At 75.0% G+C, this 16676-nt stretch carries 16 protein-coding genes; 9 read left to right on the forward strand and 7 right to left on the reverse strand.

Annotated elements, in window-relative coordinates:
* The first annotated feature begins 16 nt into the window (after positions 1 to 16).
* The 3 genes from ACZ4V1_RS11975 to ACZ4V1_RS11985 all read left to right on the forward strand — a co-directional run bounded on the left by ACZ4V1_RS11975 (position 17) and on the right by ACZ4V1_RS11985 (position 2993).
* Complete coding sequence (locus ACZ4V1_RS11975) at positions 17 to 1402, forward strand: hemolysin family protein (protein WP_468333149.1); 1386 nt, start codon at positions 17 to 19, stop codon at positions 1400 to 1402.
* Positions 1399 to 2421 carry a hemolysin family protein gene (locus ACZ4V1_RS11980; protein WP_468333152.1) on the forward strand — a complete coding sequence of 341 codons (1023 nt, stop codon included), beginning with the start codon at positions 1399 to 1401 and terminating at the stop codon, positions 2419 to 2421. Before ACZ4V1_RS11975 ends, ACZ4V1_RS11980 begins: the two co-directional genes overlap by 4 nt.
* A gap of 62 nt (positions 2422 to 2483) precedes the next feature.
* Positions 2484 to 2993 (forward strand): hypothetical protein, encoded by a 510-nt coding sequence (locus tag ACZ4V1_RS11985; protein ID WP_468333155.1) that lies wholly within the window; start codon positions 2484 to 2486, stop codon positions 2991 to 2993.
* A 189-nt stretch (positions 2994 to 3182) separates the two neighbouring features.
* Here ACZ4V1_RS11985 and ACZ4V1_RS11990 read toward each other — a convergent pair whose 3' ends face one another.
* From ACZ4V1_RS11990 to ACZ4V1_RS12000, 3 genes are read right to left on the reverse strand one after another with little or no spacing between them, the layout of a single operon-like run.
* Positions 3183 to 5717: an FtsX-like permease family protein gene (locus ACZ4V1_RS11990; RefSeq protein ID WP_468333158.1), complete on the reverse strand. Its 2535-nt coding sequence runs from the start codon at positions 5715 to 5717 to the stop codon at positions 3183 to 3185.
* A gap of 2 nt (positions 5718 to 5719) precedes the next feature.
* Complete coding sequence (locus ACZ4V1_RS11995; RefSeq protein WP_468333161.1) at positions 5720 to 6472, reverse strand: ABC transporter ATP-binding protein; 753 nt, start codon at positions 6470 to 6472, stop codon at positions 5720 to 5722.
* On the reverse strand, positions 6469 to 6723 hold the full coding sequence (locus ACZ4V1_RS12000) for a hypothetical protein (protein ID WP_468333163.1): 255 nt from the start codon (positions 6721 to 6723) through the stop codon (positions 6469 to 6471). The genes ACZ4V1_RS11995 and ACZ4V1_RS12000 overlap by 4 nt, the downstream gene beginning before the upstream one ends.
* Before the next feature lie 501 nt (positions 6724 to 7224).
* Here ACZ4V1_RS12000 and ACZ4V1_RS12005 point away from each other — a divergent pair.
* The 3 genes from ACZ4V1_RS12005 to ACZ4V1_RS12015 all read left to right on the forward strand — a co-directional run bounded on the left by ACZ4V1_RS12005 (position 7225) and on the right by ACZ4V1_RS12015 (position 9023).
* Entirely contained in the window at positions 7225 to 7896 is a 672-nt protein-coding gene (locus ACZ4V1_RS12005) for a hypothetical protein (RefSeq protein ID WP_468333166.1), read from the forward strand.
* Between the two features lie 309 nt (positions 7897 to 8205).
* On the forward strand, positions 8206 to 8580 hold the full coding sequence (locus ACZ4V1_RS12010) for a MerR family transcriptional regulator (RefSeq protein WP_468333169.1): 375 nt from the start codon (positions 8206 to 8208) through the stop codon (positions 8578 to 8580).
* Between the two features lie 239 nt (positions 8581 to 8819).
* Positions 8820 to 9023 carry a cold-shock protein gene (locus ACZ4V1_RS12015; protein WP_003975194.1) on the forward strand — a complete coding sequence of 68 codons (204 nt, stop codon included), beginning with the start codon at positions 8820 to 8822 and terminating at the stop codon, positions 9021 to 9023.
* A 72-nt stretch (positions 9024 to 9095) separates the two neighbouring features.
* Here ACZ4V1_RS12015 and ACZ4V1_RS12020 read toward each other — a convergent pair whose 3' ends face one another.
* Positions 9096 to 10475 (reverse strand): hypothetical protein, encoded by a 1380-nt coding sequence (locus ACZ4V1_RS12020; RefSeq protein ID WP_468333172.1) that lies wholly within the window; start codon positions 10473 to 10475, stop codon positions 9096 to 9098.
* Positions 10476 to 10588: 113 nt separating this feature from the next.
* Between ACZ4V1_RS12020 and ACZ4V1_RS12025 the strand changes: the two genes are divergently transcribed.
* Positions 10589 to 11956 carry a molybdopterin-dependent oxidoreductase gene (locus ACZ4V1_RS12025; RefSeq protein WP_468333174.1) on the forward strand — a complete coding sequence of 456 codons (1368 nt, stop codon included), beginning with the start codon at positions 10589 to 10591 and terminating at the stop codon, positions 11954 to 11956.
* Positions 11957 to 12278: 322 nt separating this feature from the next.
* On the opposite strand, the gene ACZ4V1_RS12030 is transcribed toward ACZ4V1_RS12025, so the two are convergent.
* Genes ACZ4V1_RS12030 through ACZ4V1_RS12040 form a run of 3 tightly spaced genes read right to left on the reverse strand, consistent with a single transcriptional unit; the run spans position 12279 to position 14523 of the window.
* On the reverse strand, positions 12279 to 13136 hold the full coding sequence (locus ACZ4V1_RS12030) for a class I SAM-dependent methyltransferase (protein WP_468333559.1): 858 nt from the start codon (positions 13134 to 13136) through the stop codon (positions 12279 to 12281).
* 47 nt (positions 13137 to 13183) lie between these two features.
* Positions 13184 to 13819, reverse strand: a complete 636-nt coding sequence (locus ACZ4V1_RS12035) for a TIGR04282 family arsenosugar biosynthesis glycosyltransferase (protein ID WP_468333177.1) — start codon at positions 13817 to 13819, stop codon at positions 13184 to 13186.
* Positions 13816 to 14523 carry a glycosyltransferase family 2 protein gene (locus ACZ4V1_RS12040; RefSeq protein ID WP_468333180.1) on the reverse strand — a complete coding sequence of 236 codons (708 nt, stop codon included), beginning with the start codon at positions 14521 to 14523 and terminating at the stop codon, positions 13816 to 13818. Before ACZ4V1_RS12040 ends, ACZ4V1_RS12035 begins: the two co-directional genes overlap by 4 nt.
* 301 nt (positions 14524 to 14824) lie before the next feature.
* Between ACZ4V1_RS12040 and ACZ4V1_RS12045 the strand changes: the two genes are divergently transcribed.
* Together ACZ4V1_RS12045 and ACZ4V1_RS12050 are read left to right on the forward strand one after the other, a co-directional pair.
* Positions 14825 to 15559, forward strand: coding sequence for a response regulator transcription factor (locus ACZ4V1_RS12045; RefSeq protein ID WP_468333562.1), 735 nt, complete (start codon positions 14825 to 14827; stop codon positions 15557 to 15559).
* A gap of 2 nt (positions 15560 to 15561) precedes the next feature.
* Positions 15562 to 16674 carry a sensor histidine kinase gene (locus tag ACZ4V1_RS12050; RefSeq protein WP_468333183.1) on the forward strand — a complete coding sequence of 371 codons (1113 nt, stop codon included), beginning with the start codon at positions 15562 to 15564 and terminating at the stop codon, positions 16672 to 16674.
* Positions 16675 to 16676 lie beyond the last annotated feature (2 nt).

Raw genomic sequence — 16676 nt, forward strand, 5'->3', positions numbered from 1 at the left:
GAAGCGGGGTGGCACGGTGACCGAGGTCCTGCTGCTTCTGCTGGCCCTCCTCCTCACCTTGGCCTGCGCCCTCTTCGTGGCGGCCGAGTTCTCCCTCACCACCGTCGAGCGCGGTGACCTGGAGCGTGCCGCCGAGTCCGGCGAGCGTGGCGCCGACGGCGCCCTGAAGGCCGTACGGTCCCTGACCCTCCAGCTCTCCGGCGCCCAGCTCGGCATCACCGTGACCTCGCTGGTCATCGGCATGCTGGCCGAACCGTCCCTCGCGGTGCTGCTGCGCGGCCCGCTGCGGGCGATCGGCCTGGGCGGTACCGCCTCGACGGTGGCGACCGTGCTCGGCGTGGTCGTCTCCACCGTCGTCCTGATGGTCGTCGGCGAGCTGGTCCCCAAGAACTGGGCGATCTCCCGCCCGCTGGCCGTCGCGAAGGTCGTCGCGGGCCCGCAGCGCGGCTTCACCACCGCGTTCGGCCCCTTCATCCGGCACCTGAACGGCACCGCGAACCGCTTCGTACGCCGCTTCGGCCTGGAACCGGCCGAGGAGCTGGCGTCCGCCCGCAGCGCCGAGGAACTGGTCGCCCTGGCCCAGCACTCGGCCGCCGAGGGCGCCCTGGAGGCCGACTCGGCGGAGCTCTTCGTCCGCACCCTGCACCTGGGCGAGCTGACCGCGGAAAACGTCATGACCCCGCGCGTGGACGTCAAGGCCCTGGAGGCCCACGCCTCCGCCGCCGACGCCGCGAACCTCTCGCACGCCACCGGCCTGTCCCGCTTCCCGGTCTACCGGGAGAGCCTGGACGAGGTGATCGGCACCGTGCACATCCGCGACGTCCTGGCCCTGGAGCCGGACCGGCGCACCGGCACCCCCGTCACCGAGCTGGCCACCGCGCCGCTCCTGGTGCCGGACAGCCTGCCCGCCGACCGCCTCCTGGAGCGCATGCGCCAGGCCCGCACCATGGCCGTCGTCATCGACGAGTACGGCGGTACGGCGGGCGTGGCGACCGTGGAGGACATCGTGGAGGAGGTCGTCGGAGAGGTCCGCGACGAGCACGACCCCGTCGAGATACCGGACCTGCTGCCCGCCCCCGCCGAGGCGGACGGGCGCACGGCCTGGGAGGCCGACGGCTCGCTCCGCCTGGACCGGCTCGCCCGGATCGGTCTGACCGCCCCGGACGGGCCGTACGAGACCCTGGCCGGCCTGGTCGCCACCCACCTGGCACGCATCCCCGCCAAGGGCGATGTCGTCGACCTTGACGGCTGGCGCCTCGACGTCCTCGACGTCGACCACCACCGCGCCGACCGCCTGCGGGTCACCGCACCCGCGCCGGCCGGTGTGCCGGCCGGACGGCCCGAGCACGGACGGCCCGAGCACGGACAGCCGGAGCACGAGCAGCGGGAGATGGCCCGATGACCGTCGTACAGCTCTTCATCGGCGCCCTGACGCTGCTGACCAACGCGTTCTTCGTGGGCGCCGAGTTCGCCATGATCTCCGTACGCCGCAGCCAGATCGAGCCGCGTGCGAAGGCGGGCGACAAGCGCGCCCGGATGACCCTGTGGGGCCTGGAGCACATCTCCGCGATGATGGCCACGGCCCAGCTCGGCATCACCGTCTCCTCCCTCGTCCTCGGCGCGGTCGCGGAACCGGCCATCGCGCACCTCATGGAGCCGGCGTTCGAGGCGGTCCACATGCCGCACGCGCTGGTCCACCCGATCGCCTTCGCGATCGCCCTGGCCCTCGCCACCTATCTGCACATGCTGATCGGCGAGATGATCCCGAAGAACATCGCGCTGGCCGCCCCGGCGACCACCGCGCTGGCCCTCGGCCCGCCGCTGGTCGCCCTCACCCGGGCGCTGAAGCCGGTCATCTTCGGTATCAACGCCTTCGCCAACACGCTCCTCAAGCTGCTGCGGGTGGAGCCGAAGGACGAGGTCGAGGCCGTCTTCACCGACGACCAGCTGGCCCGCATGGTCGTCGACGCCAGCGAGGCCGGGCTGCTCACCCCGGCCGACGGCGAGCGCCTGCGCGACGCGCTGGAACTGGGCACCCGCCCGGTCGGCGAGATCCTGGTCCCGGCCCAGAAGATGCGCACGGTCGGCCACACGGTCACCCCGGCCGAACTGGAGCGCACGGCCGCCGAGGCGGGCTACTCCCGCTTCCCGGTCACCGGTCCCGGCGGCACCGTCCTCGGCTACCTGCACATCAAGGACACCCTGGGCCTGACCGACCGCGACGCCCCCTTCCCGCGCGCGGCCCTGCACCGGGTCACCCGGGTCCGCATCGACACCCCGCTCGACGACACCCTCACCGCCCTGCGCACCGAGGACAGCCACCTGGCCGCCGTCACCGGCGAGACGGGCGCGGTCCTGGGCTTCGTGACGATGGAGGACGTCCTGACGGAACTGGTGGGCCCGACGACACCGGTGGCGTGATCCCGGGAACTTCCGCATGACCGTGGGCGTCTCCCCCAGCGACACCGCTGCGGGAGGCGCTCATGGCCATGGTCGGCCTTTTCTGGATCACAGAGGACTACGTGTACGTGGGCGCCGAACCCACCGGCACGGCGCCCGGGGTACGGCTCACCAAGGACGGGGTCGAGACCCTCGGGCTCGATCAGGACCGCTTCTGGGCCTGGGACGAGGTCCGCGGCATCGACGTCCAGGACGTGGCCGTGCGCTCCACGGCGCGACGACTGGCCTCGATGGCGTTCGAGTCGCTGGTCGTCCTCGTCACCGGCGACGGAGAATACCCGCCGGCCTTCACGGTGCGGGTGGAGACCGAGCACGACGGCCCGGTCGAGGCCGACGCCCTGGCCGCCGTCCCCGGTGGCATCCACACCCCGGACGAGTACGACCTCTCCCGCGCCCTCCTCACGAGGCTCGCCGCCGGTGCCACGTCCGTCGAGGACCTGCTCGCCTGGCGCCGCGACGAGCCCGAGGACGTCGCGCCGACCAGGGACCAGCGACTGGCGTTGCTGCGGCAGTGGACGACGGCGCCGGCCTGACCCACCACTCTTCGCGGCTCACGGGGCGGGGCGCAGTCCGCCAGCCCCGCCGAGACAGGTGGTCTCGTACGCCCGGCGCGAGGCGATCCGAATGCGATGCGCCTGCCCGAACGCGTGCGGAAGCCCCGCCCGTCCCGGGCCGCTCGCAGTCACCACACTCACCAGCGGCGTGCTCTTCCGGCGTCTCCCTCAAGCCGCCCGCAACGCATCCGCCGGAGGTGTGCGCAGGGCGTGCCGGGTGGGCAGTTCGATGGTGAGGAAGGACGTCGCGACGACCGTGACCGCCACCGCCGGGAGCAGCCAGGCGGGGCCCGCCGGCCACGGGCGGCCGAGGAAGCCCTGGCCCAGGAGGGCGAGCGGGAGGGCGGACAGGAGCAGGCCGGAGGCGAGTGCCGCGGTGGCGACGACGGTGGCCTCGCGGCGCATCATCGCGCGGATCTGCCGCGGCGTCGTGCCGGCCAGCCGCAGGGCGGCGATCTCGGACCGGCGCTGGGCGGTGGCGGCGACGAGCTTGTTGGCGATGCTCAGCAGCAGGTAGCCGAGCAGCACGACGATGGTGGCGAGGTTGACCCACACCTCGGGCGGCGTGTCCGCACCGGTGGCGTCCGGGCCGGTGCCCGACACGGTGAGGCCGGTACGGCCGGCGGCCAGCGCGTCGAGGCCCTGCCCGGCCGCGGACGTGCCGTCGGTGCGGACCAGGAGGCTCTGGTCGAGGCCGGTCGTGGTGTGCCCGGCGGCCAGTTGGCGGGAGAGGACGACGGGGCCGAAGCCCAGGCCCCGGTCGTACACGGCGACGACCTCGGCGTCGACGCGCGCCCCGTCGCCCAGCACCAGCCGGACCCGGTCCCCGAGCCCCGCCCCCCGCGTGCGCGCGGCCTCACCGCTGACGGCGACCGTCGCGCCGGTCAGCCGGTCCAGGCCCCCGTCCGTGACACCGAGGTCGACGACGTCGCGGGCGTCCGGGGTGAGGATCATCGCCGGGGCGGACCCGGCCGTGGGCTCGCCGAACTCCTCGTACTCCCACACCACCGTGGTCGTCCCGAGGGGCGCCGCCGCCCGCACGCCGGGCAGTGCGCGTACGGCGGCCGGCGTGCCGACGGGCAGCCCGCCCAGGCCCGGCGCGCTCACCTCGTACTGGGAGAGCGTGCCGGCGCGGGCGTCGTCCGAGGTCGCCGCCAGCACCGTCGTCTGCGCGAAGGTGTACGTCAGGACGAAGACGACCGCCATGGCCAGCGGGCTGACCACCCCGGAGAGGCGCAGTGCGTAGGCGCGTACGTTGGCCAGGGCCAGCCAGGTCGGGGCCGCGACCCCGGGGCGCAGGCGCCGTATCGCGGCCTCTCCCGCCCGCTTGACCAGTGCCGGGCCGGACAGGGCCAGGCCGGTCGCGGCGAGGATGCCCGCGATGGACGTGGCCGAAGCTGCGACGACGGTCCGGGAGAGGAGCGGCGCCGCCGACAGGACGCCCGCGCCGAGGATCAGCAGCAGACCGGCGTGCGTCCGGATCCGCGACGGGGCGCGCGGCTCGCTGCGCGATTCGGCGACCGCCTCGGTGGCCGGCATGCGGGAGGTGCGCCAGGCCGCGCACCGGGCCGAGAGCCGCACGGCCCCCGCCATCAGGAGCAGGGTGGCGAGCGCCGGCGCCGGGGTGATCGTGAGGGGGAGTTCCCCGGGCAGCACGCCGCGGTCCGTCAGCAGCTCCCGGAAGCGGTCCGCCAGGAGGTAACCGACCGCGACGCCCGGCACCAGGGCCACCGTCGCGACCACCGTCGACTGCGCGGCGGCCAGGCGGCGGATCTGCTTCGGGGTCGCTCCGACCGCCCGCATCAGCGCCAGGTCGCGGCGCTGCCCGGCGATCGTCACGCCCAGCGCGCCCGCGACCACGAACCCGGTGATCAGCAGCACGATCCCGGCGAGCGAACCGGCGAGCAGGATCAGCAGCGAGCGCGCCGAGCCCACGCCGGGCGCCACGGCATCGCCCCGGTCCGCGCCGGTGACGACCTCCAGCCCCGTACCCGCCACCTGCTCGCGGACGGCCGGGACGACCCGCGCCTCGGCGCCGGACTCGACCCGCAGACCGATCAGGTCCACGGTCCCGGCCCGTGGACCGTCACCGTCGCTGCTCCGACCGGCCAGGCGTGCGGCCGTGCCGTCCGCGAAGTAGACGCCCGCGCCCGGCGCGTCGACGACCGCGGAGACCCGGTAGGAGGCGGCGGGGCGGCCGTTCGCCACGACCTCGATCCGCTCGCCCACCGCGACGCCCGCAGCCGCCTCCACGGCCACCTCCCCCGCACCGGAGGGCGCCCGGCCCTCGATGCGCGGGTCCGCGAGCAGTTTCGTCGAGGACCAGCCGTGACCGGCCGTCCTCGGGTCCTCGGCGGCCGGTACGACCCGTCCGCGCGCGTCGACGAGAGCGGCCGGGAAGCCGATGTCGCCGACGGCCGCGGTGACGGCGGGCAGTTCGGCCAGCCGGCCGACGAGCCGGTCGGGGACCGTGGCGCGCTCGGGCAGCGCGATCGGCAGCTCCCCGCTCGGGCGGAACTCCTGGTCGGCCGCGACCACGACGTCGGCACCGCCGAGCCGGCCGGGCGGCAGCTGGGAGCGGAGTCCCGACTCGGCCAGTACGCCGGTGACGGTGATCATCGCCGCGCCGCCCAGGACCGCGCAGGCCACGGCGAGCAGCGCGGTGATCCGGTGGACGGCCATGCGCCAGGCAAGACGCAGCATGGCTACCGCTCCCCCAGCGCGACGAGACGCTCGGCCAGTTCGGGTGCGGCCGGGCGCTCCAGCGCCTCGACCACCCGGCCGTCGGCCATCACCAGTGCCCGGTGCGCGCGGGCCGCGGCGGCCGGGTCGTGGGTGACCATCACCACCGTCTGGCCCAGGTCGTCGACGAGCGCCCGCAGCAGGTCCAGGACCTGGTGGGCGCTGCGCAGGTCCAGCGCGCCGGTCGGTTCGTCCGCGAACACGACGGCGGGCCTCGCCGCCAGCGCCCGTACGACGGCGGCTCGCTGCTGCTGGCCGCCGGACAGCTCGGCCGGCCGGTGCGACAGCCGGTCGGCGAGTCCCACCCGCTCGGTCAGCGTGCGCAGCCAGTCGCGGTCCGGGCGCCGGCCCGCCAGGCGCAGCGGCAGCGTGATGTTGTCCTCGACGCTGAGCGAGGGGATCAGGTTGTACGCCTGGAAGACGAAGCCGACGCGCTCGCGGCGCAGTTCGGTGCGGCGGGTCTCGTTCAGCCCGGAGATCTCCTGCCCGTCGATGCGGACACTGCCCGACGTGGGCGAGTCCAGTCCGGCGGCGCAGTGCATCAGCGTGCTCTTGCCGGACCCGGAGGGCCCCATCACGGCGAGGAACGTGCCGGGCTCCACGGTGAGCGACACGTCGTCGAGGGCCCGTACGTCCCCCGGGTACGTCCTGGTGACGTTCGCCAGCGCGATGGCGGGCGCCCTGCGCGCGGTGGCCGTCGTGACCGCGGTGCTCATCGACGGCCCCGCAGACCGCGCACGACGAGGGCGCCGGCGGCGAGCACGGTGACCGCGCCGCAGGCCAGGTGCACCAGGGTGCCGGCCCCGGTGTAGGAGGCGACCGCGTTGGCGACCGCGCTGATCACGACGACGGCCCACAGCAGCGTACGGAGGACATCCCCGCGCGAGACCGCGTCCGGTCCCTCATCGGGCGGGCCGGGCGGGCCGGGCGGGCGCGTGGTCAGGCGGTAGGGGTCCTGCTGGGTCATGGCGGCGTCCTCCGTGGGCTTCGCTCCGGTCCGTCGTCGACGCTAGGGAGCCGGACCCCCTCCGGCCGATCCCGTGGGCCGCCCGGTCCGGGGTACAGCAGGCTGTACCTTCCGGCGCCGCACCCGCCGCCGGGGAACCGCGCGGCACAGGGCGCGCCGCCCACGCGGACCGCTCCGCCGGGGCCGGCCGCGTTCGCGTGAACGTGCCCGGTCGGCACCCCCGCCACGGGCGTCCTCACGGCCGGGGAGGCGCCGCCCCGGCCGAACCGCTCCTACGAGGCGTCCTGACCGCGGTGTTGCGGACGGCGGTGTTCCGGACGGCGGTGTACCCGATGGCGGTGTACCCGATGGCGGTGTGCCCGACGGCGGCGGGCCGGCCGGGGCCCGGAGTACCGTGGAGGAACCGGGGGCCCGCCGCGCACCGGCCCCGACACCGGTGCCGCTCCCGGCGATCGACGACACCGGGCCCGATCCGCCCGAGCCCGGGGCAGGACTCGCCTCATGACCGTGAACGTGCCGGTGCGGCCGACGACCACAGAACGCTACGGGCGAAACGCCGGGCCGGACCGGCCGGACCCGCCGGAACAGAGGCGGGAACGGGGCTCCTCGCCCCTCGCGGGGGAACGCGTCCGGCCGCTGAGCCGGCGCCAGATCGAGGACCGCTTCGGGGACCTGGGCAACCTGTACGCACAGACCTCCGGCGGCGGCCCACGGGTGTGGAACGAGGCCCGCGGTGCCTTCCTGCGGCAGCTGGCGGCCGACGTACGGCGGCCGGGGTTCTCGCTGCTGATAGCGGAGACCACGGTTCTGACCGGCTGCGCCTACGGCTATCCCGTACCCGGCGGCGGCACCGGGGGCTCACGGGGCCTGGACGCGTATCTGCCGAGGAGCGTGCTGCCCGTCGCCGCGTCCGGTCGGCTCTTCCTGGTCGCCGGGATCATCGTCCCGGCGCGCGTGCGCAGGCAGAACCAGGACCGCGCCTGGAACCTCGCCCGGCGCCTGCAGAAGCGACTGCTCACCGAGCACGACGCCGCCCTCGGCGTCACGCTGGTGGACCGGACCGACGTCGCGACCGTCCACGCGCTGCGCTCCTGGGGCTGGCGCTACGCGGAGGGCGACACCCTCCAGGCGTCCCTGCTCGGCCAGTACGGCGTCCTGCTCCTCGGACCCTGAGCCGCGCCGTCCCGCCCCGCCCCGTCCCGCCCCGCCCCGTCTCGCGCTGCCCCGTCTCGCGCCGCACCGCCCCGCCCCGTGCGGCACGGGCCGAACCGTCCCCGGTCCGGACGGCGACCCGCACCCCCGGCACGCGTCGACGGCCCCCGCACCGAGGCCGCGGCCGGAGCAGCGGCAGCCGGAGCCGGAACCCTGCGGATATGTGTTCGCCACAGCAGGTATCCGACGGGCGCGACTAGAGTTCAGGTTGCGGGGGAAGCGGATCCCCCGCGGCGGGCCGTGTCCCCAGCGGTCCGCGGGAAGGTATGCATGCCCTCGGAGAGCAGGCTGAACGCCGAAGGTCGGACGCAGGCCGCCGACCGGCTCGACGACGACCGGTACCCGGCGTACACGATGGGCCGGGCGGCCGAGCTGATCGGTGCCACGCCCGGTTTCCTCCGTGCCCTCGGTGAGGCCGGGCTGATCAGCCCGACGCGTTCGGAAGGCGGACACCGCCGCTACTCGCGCCGGCAACTGCGCCGAGCCGCCCGCGCCCGCGAGCTGGTCGACCAGGGAACGCCCGTCGAGGCCGCCTGCCGAATCGTCCGTCTGGAGGACGATCTGGAGGCGGCGCTGCGGATGAACGAGGAACTCCGCCGCGAGACCGCGCCACCCGGCGGGAACGGAGAACGGCGCGGCGAGTGAAAAACTGACCTCGGCGAAACAGATATTCGCCGAACGCCGGGAAAAGTTATCCCGCGGTAAATCGAGCCGCCATTCCGGGTGATTCATTTCCCGTGTCGTCGATTCATTTCGTGCTAGGCTGGACATCAGTTGCAGTTGTGGTTGCCATTTGTGTTACCGGGTTTCCGGGCAGGTGATCATCGCAGCGATGTGAAGGCCCGCACGGTGCGGGCCTCCAGCACTGCCTAGGAGTAAGAGACATGGCTTCCGGTACCGTGAAGTGGTTCAACGCCGAAAAGGGCTTCGGTTTCATCGCGCAGGACGGCGGCGGCGCCGACGTCTTCGCCCACTACTCGAACATCGCCACCCAGGGCTTCCGCGAGCTCCAGGAAGGCCAGCGGGTGAACTTCGACGTCACGCAGGGCCAGAAGGGCCCGCAGGCGGAGAACATCGTTCCCGCGTAACGCGCGCGAACCACGTATGAGGGCCCGCACCGCAAGGTGCGGGCCCTCATACGTGTGCCCGTAGTCCCGCCTTCACCAGCCGGTCGCCAGCAGATGGTTGAGGAGCAGGGCCGCCAGGGCCTGCGCCGTGAGCCACGCCCGCGGGCGGCCGAGGAACGCGCAGGCCGGGAGCAGCCACAGGGCGAAGGGCAGCCAGATGCGCTCCGTCTCCGCCTTGCTCATCCCGGACAGGTCGGCGACCAGCAGCGCGAGCAGCCCGGCACCCACGAGCAGCGCCAGCCGGAATTCCTCGCCGGTCACGGCCCTGTCGCGCCACCGGACCAGCACGCCCCCGGCCCGCCGCAGGCCCGCCGCCGTCGCCAGACCGGTGATGAGCACCGTGCAGGCGAGGTTCGCCCACACCCAGTAGCCGTACGGGCGGACCCCGCCCGCGCCCTGGTAGTACCGGGTGACCAGCAGGTGGTACGCCTCCCACCAGTCGAACCCGGCCACGGTGAACGCCACCGGTACGACCGCGAGACCGGCCAGCAGCGGCACGAGCAGTACGGGACGCTCCCGCACCCGGCGCCGGCCCAGCAGCAGCACCGCCGCCCCGGTCACCGCGAAGAGCGTGAGCCCGTACGAGAGATAGCAGGTCAGGCCGAACAGCAGCCCCGAGCCCGCCGCCCACCACAGCGAGCGACCGGTGACCGCCAGTGCCAGCAGCGCGACGGCCCACGCGGCGACCGCCGCGAAGTACGCGTCGGCCGACGTGCCCAGCCACACCGCGGCCGGCGCCAGGACCAGGAAGGGCGCCGCCCGCCGGGCGAGCCGCTCCCCGGCCAGCGCCCGCACCGCCACCAGCACCGCCACGCACGCCGTCGCCCCGACGGTGATGCACCAGACCCCCGCCCAGCCCCCGCCCCGCAGCCCGATCCGGTCGAGCAGCACGAAGGTGAGCGTGGCCGCCGGGGGGTGACCGGCGACATGGGCGGGCCAGTTGTCGGGGGAGTCGATCAGGATGTGCGCGGTGAAGTCGCGCAGGGTCGCCGGGATGTCGTGCCAGCGGTCGATGACCTGGAGGTACTCGAAGCGGGTCGTGAGCCGGACCGCGATGCCCTGGTGCCAGCCGTCGACCAGGGCGAGGGAGAAGATCCAGGCCGTCGCCGTGCCCCAGGCCGCGGCGAGCAGGGCGCGCCACGGCAGGCGGGCGGCGACGGACGGGCCGTACGCCACGGCCGCCACCGCCACCAGGACGGCCGCGGGTGTGCCGGGGCCGACGTGCGGGTCCCAGCGGCCCACCAGCGGCGGCCAGCCGACGAACAGGGTGCGGTCGGTGGCCTGGATGTGGCGGCCGATCAGTACGGCGGCCGTCACGAGCAGCACGGCTGCCGCGGCGGCGTACAGGTCGCGGCGGGCCGGGCGGGAAGGGCGGGCCGGACGGGAAGGGAGGACGGGGCGGAGGCGGGTCACATCGGCACCGTAGGCCGGGAGATCGCCTACGGGACGGTGTGCGCGGCGGACGTCAGCGTTTCGTCATGGGTCGCGGCCCCTTTCCCGGGCCGGTCCCGGCCTACCGTCTGAGCATGCGCGACCACACCCCCCGGCCCGGCCGTCTTCCCTCGTCGCCGGGATTCTGGCGCAGTCCGCTGCGCGGCCCCTGGTTCACGTCGGTGCTCGGCCTCGTCCTGCTCGCCGGCCTCACCGTGCTGTTCGTGACCGGCCTGCTCTCCTACGCGGCCTACAACCCGGACCTCTCCCCGGTCAACGACAAGACCCCGGACAAAGGGCTCCTCGGCTTCTACCTCTTCGCCTGGCCGACCGACCCGCCCTGGCTGTACCGCCTCACCCAGGGCGTACACGTCACTCTCGGCCTAGCCCTGATCCCGGTGCTGCTGGCCAAGCTGTGGTCGGTCGTGCCGCGGCTCTTCACGCTGCCGCCGGCCCGCTCGCTCGCCCACGCGCTGGAGCGGGTCTCGCTGCTGCTGCTGGTCGGGGGCGCGCTGTTCCAGTTCGTGACCGGTGTGCTCAACGTCCAGCTGGACTACCTGTTCCCCGGTTCCTTCTACCCGTTGCACTTCTACGGGGCCTGGGTCTTCTTCGCGGCGTTCGTCGCCCACGCCGTGCTCAAGGCACCGGCGGCGGTGCGCAACGTACGGCGGATGCGGGCCGGAACGCGGGACGCGGAGGGAAGGCGGGATGGGGAGGGAAGGCGGGACGCGGAGGAAAGGCGGGATGGGGAGGGAACGCGGGACGCGGAAGGAACTCAGGGCGCGGAGGGGGAGGCGGCGGAGGACGACGGGCTGGTGTCACCGCGGCCCCTGGCACCCACCGTGTCGCGGCGCGGTGCCCTGTGGACGGTCGGCGGCGGCTCGCTGCTGCTCCTCGCCACCAGCGCCGGGCGCAACTTCGACGGGCCCCTGCGCGCGACGGCCCTGCTCGCGCCGCACGGCGGTCCCGAACCGGGCAGCGGTCCCAACGGCTTCCAGATCAACAAGACGGCCGCGTACGCGGGCATCGACGCGGCCGAGACCGGCGAGGCCGCGTGGCGGCTCGCCGTGACGGGGCGCACGGGCACCGTCCGCCTCGCCCGCGCCGACCTGCTGCGACTGCCGCTGCACAGCGCGGCGTTGCCCATCGCCTGCGTCGAGGGCTGGTCGACGTCCGACCAGTGGTGGCGCGGCGTGCGGCTGCGGGACCTCGCCGCTCTCGTGGGCTTCGACGACGACCCGCCGGACGTGCTCGTCGAGTCCCTCCAGCGGCGTGGTGCCTTCCGCAGCGGGGCCCTGCGGGCCAATCAGGTGGCCGACCCGCGCTCCCTGCTCGCGCTGTACGTCAACGGCGAGGCGCTGAGCCCGGATCACGGCTACCCGGCGCGTGTCATCGTGCCCGCCGCACCCGGCGTGCTGAACACCAAGTGGGTGGCCCGGATGACGTTCGGAGACCTGCGATGAACCTTGTGCGCCGACTGCGGCCGGTGACCGGCAGCCCCTTCCAACTCCTCCTCCACGCCAGCTCGTTCGCGCTCGCCGGATACGCCGGTGTGCGGTTGCTCGCGGGCGACTGGCTCGGTGTGGCCCTGTGGTTCGTGGGGGCGGCGCTGCTGCACGACCTGGTGCTGCTGCCCGTGTACGCGGCGGCCGACCGGGTGGCCGTACGAGGGCTGGAGGCGGCCGGGCGCCGTGCGTGGGTCCTGTACGTGCGAGTGCCGGCCGCCTTCTCCGGGCTGCTCCTGCTGGTGTGGTTCCCGCTGATCAGCGGCCGGGTGGACGCCCGTTACCGGTCGGCCGCCGGGCTGTCGGCGGACGGATTCCTCGCCCGCTGGCTGCTGATCACGGGTGTGCTCTTCGGCGGCTCGGCGCTGCTGCTGGCGCTGCGGCTGCTGCGCAGGGCGACGAAGCGGCGTTCCCCCGAGGCCCACTGAGCGGTGGCCAGCCAGCCGGCGGCGACCGCGTGACGGAGCAGGGCGGGCGTGCCGATCCGGGCCCAGGGAAACGGGCTGTCGGCCGCGTGGGCAGCGGTGACGTCGACGACCTGCACGTCGGCGCGTTCGTCGACGTCCACCGGGGCCGTCTCGGCGATCAGCAGGCCACCGGGCGCGAGCAGGGCGGCGACGCGGACGAGCAGGGCACGGGGGTCGCCGCCGATGCCGACGTTGCCGTCCATGAGGAGGACGGTGTCCCAGCGCCCCTCGCCGGGCAGCGCCTCGAAGACGGAGCGCCGCAGCGACTGGCCGCCGATCCGCAGGGTACGGGCGACGGCGGCCTCGCTGACGTCGATGCCGAGGACGGTCCGGCCCCGGGCGGCGAGTTCCGCCACCAGCCGCCCGGGCCCGCACCCCACGTCGAGCACGGCACCCTCGCACCGGTCCAGCACCTCCCGGTCGACCGCGTCCGCCCGCGCGCACCAGCGCTCCACCTCCAGCGGCAGCAGCCACCCGTCGGTACGACGCAGGAACAGCGGACCGCGCCCGGCCCGCAGCGCGGCGGCGTAGGGATCGGAGGCCGCCCAGGCGGGGGCCGAGGCGGGAGGCGACGCGGGAGGCGAGGCGAGAGTGGGAGGGGAGGTGTGAGCGAGAGGGGAGGCGGGAGCGGGAGAGGAGACGAGAGCGGGAGCGGGAGCGGCCACAGGGATGACGGCACTGACCGCGCGCCCGTCCGCCGGGCCGCTCGCGGCGCCGTTCACCGGTCCCCCCGCCGGCCGGTGACCGCCGTATACGCGGCCAGCCGGGCGGCGAAGCGGCCGTGCGGGGCCAGCGCGGCGACGGCCGACGCGTCGGCGGCGGTGTCGACGTCGCGCAGGCGCGGCAGGTCGCGCACCCGCAGCCCCGCCGCGAGGAGCCGCGCCCGCTGCACGGCCCCCGTCACCGGCGTCGACATGGGCACGCCGCGCACCAGCGCGGGGTCGGGACGGGCCAGGCCCAGGGCCCAGAAGCCGCCGTCTTCGGCCGGACCGAAGCAGGCGTCGCAGCCGGCGAAGTCAAGGGTGAGCAGCTCCGGCGTCACCTGCGGGGTGTCCATCCCGATCAGCAGGGCCGGCCCCGTGCACCCGGCGAAGGCGTCCGCGAGCCGTTCGTCGAGACCGCCCGCGCACTGCGGCACGACGTCGAAGCCGGGCGGCAGCCAGGGGCCGGGGGCGCCGTCGAGCACCAGGACCCGGCGCCGCGCGGGCGTCGCGGCCACGGCGCGCAGCGTGTCGGCGAGGGCCGCCTCGGCGAGCGCGGCCGCCTCCACCCGGGTGAAGGGCGGGGTGAGCCGGGTCTTGACCCGGCCGGGGCGTGGCTCCTTGGCGATGACGAGGAGGGTGGTCGCACTCATCTGGGACTCCCTTCGGGGGCGGCGGGCGCTTCGGTGAGGACGCGGCGCATGTCACGTACCGCGTGCCAGGTGCCGCGCCAGGTCCCGGTCACCTTCGAGGCGCCCGTGCGGGGCAGGTAGGGGACGTCGTGCTCGGTGATCCGCCAGCCCGCGTCGGCGGCGCGCACCACCATCTGGAGCGGGTAGCCGCTGCGCCGGTCGGTGAGGCCGAGGCCGAGCAGCGGCTCGCGGCGGGCGGCGCGCAGCGGGCCGAGGTCGTGCAGGCGGAGGCCGGTGCGGCGGCGCAGCATCCGGGCGAGGGCGAGGTTGCCCGCCCGGGCGTGCACGGGCCACGTGCCCCGGCTCTGCGGCCGCCTGCGGCCGAGCACCAGGTCGGCCGTGCCGGCCCGGATCTCGTGCACGAAGGGCGTCAGCAGGGCCGGGTCGAGGGAGGCGTCGCAGTCGCAGAAGCAGACGACGTCGGCGCTGGCGGCGGTCAGCCCGGCGTGGCAGGCGGCGCCGAAGCCGCGGCGCGGCTCGGGCACGACCGTGGCGCCGAGACCGCGGGCGATGTCCGCCGAGCCGTCGGTGGAGCCGTTGTCGACGACGAGCGCGCGCCAGCCGGCCGGGATGCGGGCCAGGACCCAGGGAAGGGCCTCGGCCTCGTTCAGGCACGGGAGCACGACGTCGACGTCCGGAGCGGGCGAGGTGGTCACGGCTTTCACCCTACGAACCGGAATCGGGCGAATCGGACTTCTGCTCCTTACGAAACGCGGACGTCGCAGGCCCCGGCGGCCCTCGGGGGCGACGCCGGCGACGGCGTGGTGCGAGGCTGGCCGCATGCAGCAGCAGCCGTACGAGTCCGCGCCCCCGGAGGCGCCCCCGGAGTCGCCCCCGGAGGTCCCCCGGGGGACGCCTCGGGGCGCGCCCCGGGGGACCTCTCAGAGCGCACCCCGGGAGGCGCCCCAGAGCACGTTTTTGGACGCGTCCCAGAGCACGCTTCTGGACGCGTCCCGGAGTGCGCTTCTGGACGCGTCCCCGGACCGGTCCGGGGACGCGTCTCCGGCCGGGTCGGCCCGGGTCCTGGTCGTCGACGACGACCCGACGGTCGCGGAGGTCGTCGCCGGCTATCTGGACCGCGCCGGCTACCTCGTCGACCGGGCCGACGACGGGCCGACCGCGCTCGCCCGGGCCGCCGCGCACCGGCCGGACCTCGTGGTGCTGGACCTGATGCTGCCCGGCATGGACGGCCTGGAGGTGTGCCGGCGGCTGCGCGGGCGGGCTCCCGTGCCGGTCATCATGCTGACCGCCCGCGGTGACGAGGACGACCGCATCCTCGGCCTGGAGGTCGGCGCCGACGACTACGTGACCAAGCCGTTCAGCCCGCGGGAACTGGTCCTGCGGGTGGAGTCCGTGCTGCGCCGCACCCGGCCCGCCGCCGTGGAGCGGCCGCCTGCCGCGGCCGGCCTGACCGTCGACCCCGCCGCCCGGCGGGCCACCAAGGACGGCGCCGAACTCCCCCTCACGCTCCGTGAGTTCGATCTGCTCGCCTTCTTCCTGCGGTACCCGGGACGGGCCTTCTCCCGGGAGGAACTGATGCACCGGGTGTGGGGCTGGGACTTCGGTGACCTGTCCACCGTCACCGTCCATGTCCGCCGGCTGCGCGGCAAGGTCGAGGACGACCCGGCCCGGCCCCGGCTGATCCAGACCGTGTGGGGCGTGGGCTACCGCTTCGACCCGTCCGGGCAGGAGACGGACTGACCATGCACGAAACTCTCCTCATCGCCCTGTACGCCTTCGCCGGCGCCGCCGCCACCGGCCTGGTGGGGGCGGGCGTACTGCGGCTGATCCGGCGGCGTTCGCTGACCGCGTCTCTCACGGTGGTGGCGGCGGTCGCCGTCCTCGCGATGCTCGCCGGCACCCTCGCGGTCGCCTGGGCGATGTTCCTCTCCCCGCACGACCTGTCCGTCGTCACCACCGTCGTGGCGATGGCGGCCGTCGTCTCCCTGGCCACCGCGCTGCTGCTGGGCCGCTGGGTCGTCGCGCGCAGCCGCGAACTGACCGCCGCCGCCCGCTCGTTCGGCGTCGACGGCGGCTACGCGGCCCCCACGGCCGGCGCGACCGCCGAACTGGACGCGCTCAGCCGCGAACTGGCGGCCACCAGCGCCCGGCTCACCGAATCCCGGGAGCGCGAACGCGCCTTGGAGACCTCCAGGCGGGAACTGGTCGCCTGGATCTCGCACGACCTGCGCACACCCCTGGCCGGCCTGCGCGCCATGTCCGAGGCCCTGGAGGACGGCGTCGCCGCCGATCCCGACCGCTACCTCCGCCAGATCCGCACCGAGGTGGAACGCCTCGACGGCATGGTCGGCGACCTCTTCGAACTGTCCCGCATCCACGCCGGCACCCTCCCCCTGGCCCCGGCCCGGATCTCGCTCTACGACCTGGTCGGCGACGCCCTCGCGGGCGCGGACCCGCTCGCGCGCGAGCACGGCGTACGGCTGGTCGGCGACACCGTCGCGGCGGTCCCGGTCGAGGTCGACGGCAAGGAGATGAGCCGCGTCCTCGGCAACCTGCTGGTCAACGCGATCCGCCGCACCCCCGCCGACGGCACGGTCGCGGTCGCCGCCGAGCCCTCGCCCGAGGGCGTGGTGCTCTCCGTCACCGACGGCTGCGGCGGCATCCCCGAGGAGGACCTGCCACGCGTCTTCGACACCGGCTGGCGAGGCACCCACGCGCGTACGCCCCCGGCCGGCGCGGGCCTGGGCCTCGCCATCGTCCGGGGCATCGTGGAGGCCCACCGCGGCCGGGCCACGGTACGCAACATCCCGGGCGGCTGCCGCTTCGAGGTGACCCTGCCCACGGCGGACGCCTGAGG

This window comes from Streptomyces sp. NPDC028991 (assembly GCF_055564775.1).

Coding starts and splice junctions, on each gene's coding strand:
- ACZ4V1_RS11995 (WP_468333161.1), bottom strand. CDS start 6,472: ATGAGCACCGCGGTCACGACGGCCACCGCGCGCAGGGCGCCCGCCATC.
- ACZ4V1_RS12025 (WP_468333174.1), top strand. CDS start 10,589: ATGCGCGACCACACCCCCCGGCCCGGCCGTCTTCCCTCGTCGCCGGGA.
- ACZ4V1_RS12000 (WP_468333163.1), bottom strand. CDS start 6,723: ATGACCCAGCAGGACCCCTACCGCCTGACCACGCGCCCGCCCGGCCCG.
- ACZ4V1_RS12050 (WP_468333183.1), top strand. CDS start 15,562: ATGCACGAAACTCTCCTCATCGCCCTGTACGCCTTCGCCGGCGCCGCC.
- ACZ4V1_RS12015 (WP_003975194.1), top strand. CDS start 8,820: ATGGCTTCCGGTACCGTGAAGTGGTTCAACGCCGAAAAGGGCTTCGGT.
- ACZ4V1_RS12005 (WP_468333166.1), top strand. CDS start 7,225: ATGACCGTGAACGTGCCGGTGCGGCCGACGACCACAGAACGCTACGGG.
- ACZ4V1_RS11990 (WP_468333158.1), bottom strand. CDS start 5,717: ATGCTGCGTCTTGCCTGGCGCATGGCCGTCCACCGGATCACCGCGCTG.
- ACZ4V1_RS11985 (WP_468333155.1), top strand. CDS start 2,484: ATGGCCATGGTCGGCCTTTTCTGGATCACAGAGGACTACGTGTACGTG.
- ACZ4V1_RS12010 (WP_468333169.1), top strand. CDS start 8,206: ATGCCCTCGGAGAGCAGGCTGAACGCCGAAGGTCGGACGCAGGCCGCC.
- ACZ4V1_RS12035 (WP_468333177.1), bottom strand. CDS start 13,819: ATGAGTGCGACCACCCTCCTCGTCATCGCCAAGGAGCCACGCCCCGGC.
- ACZ4V1_RS11980 (WP_468333152.1), top strand. CDS start 1,399: ATGACCGTCGTACAGCTCTTCATCGGCGCCCTGACGCTGCTGACCAAC.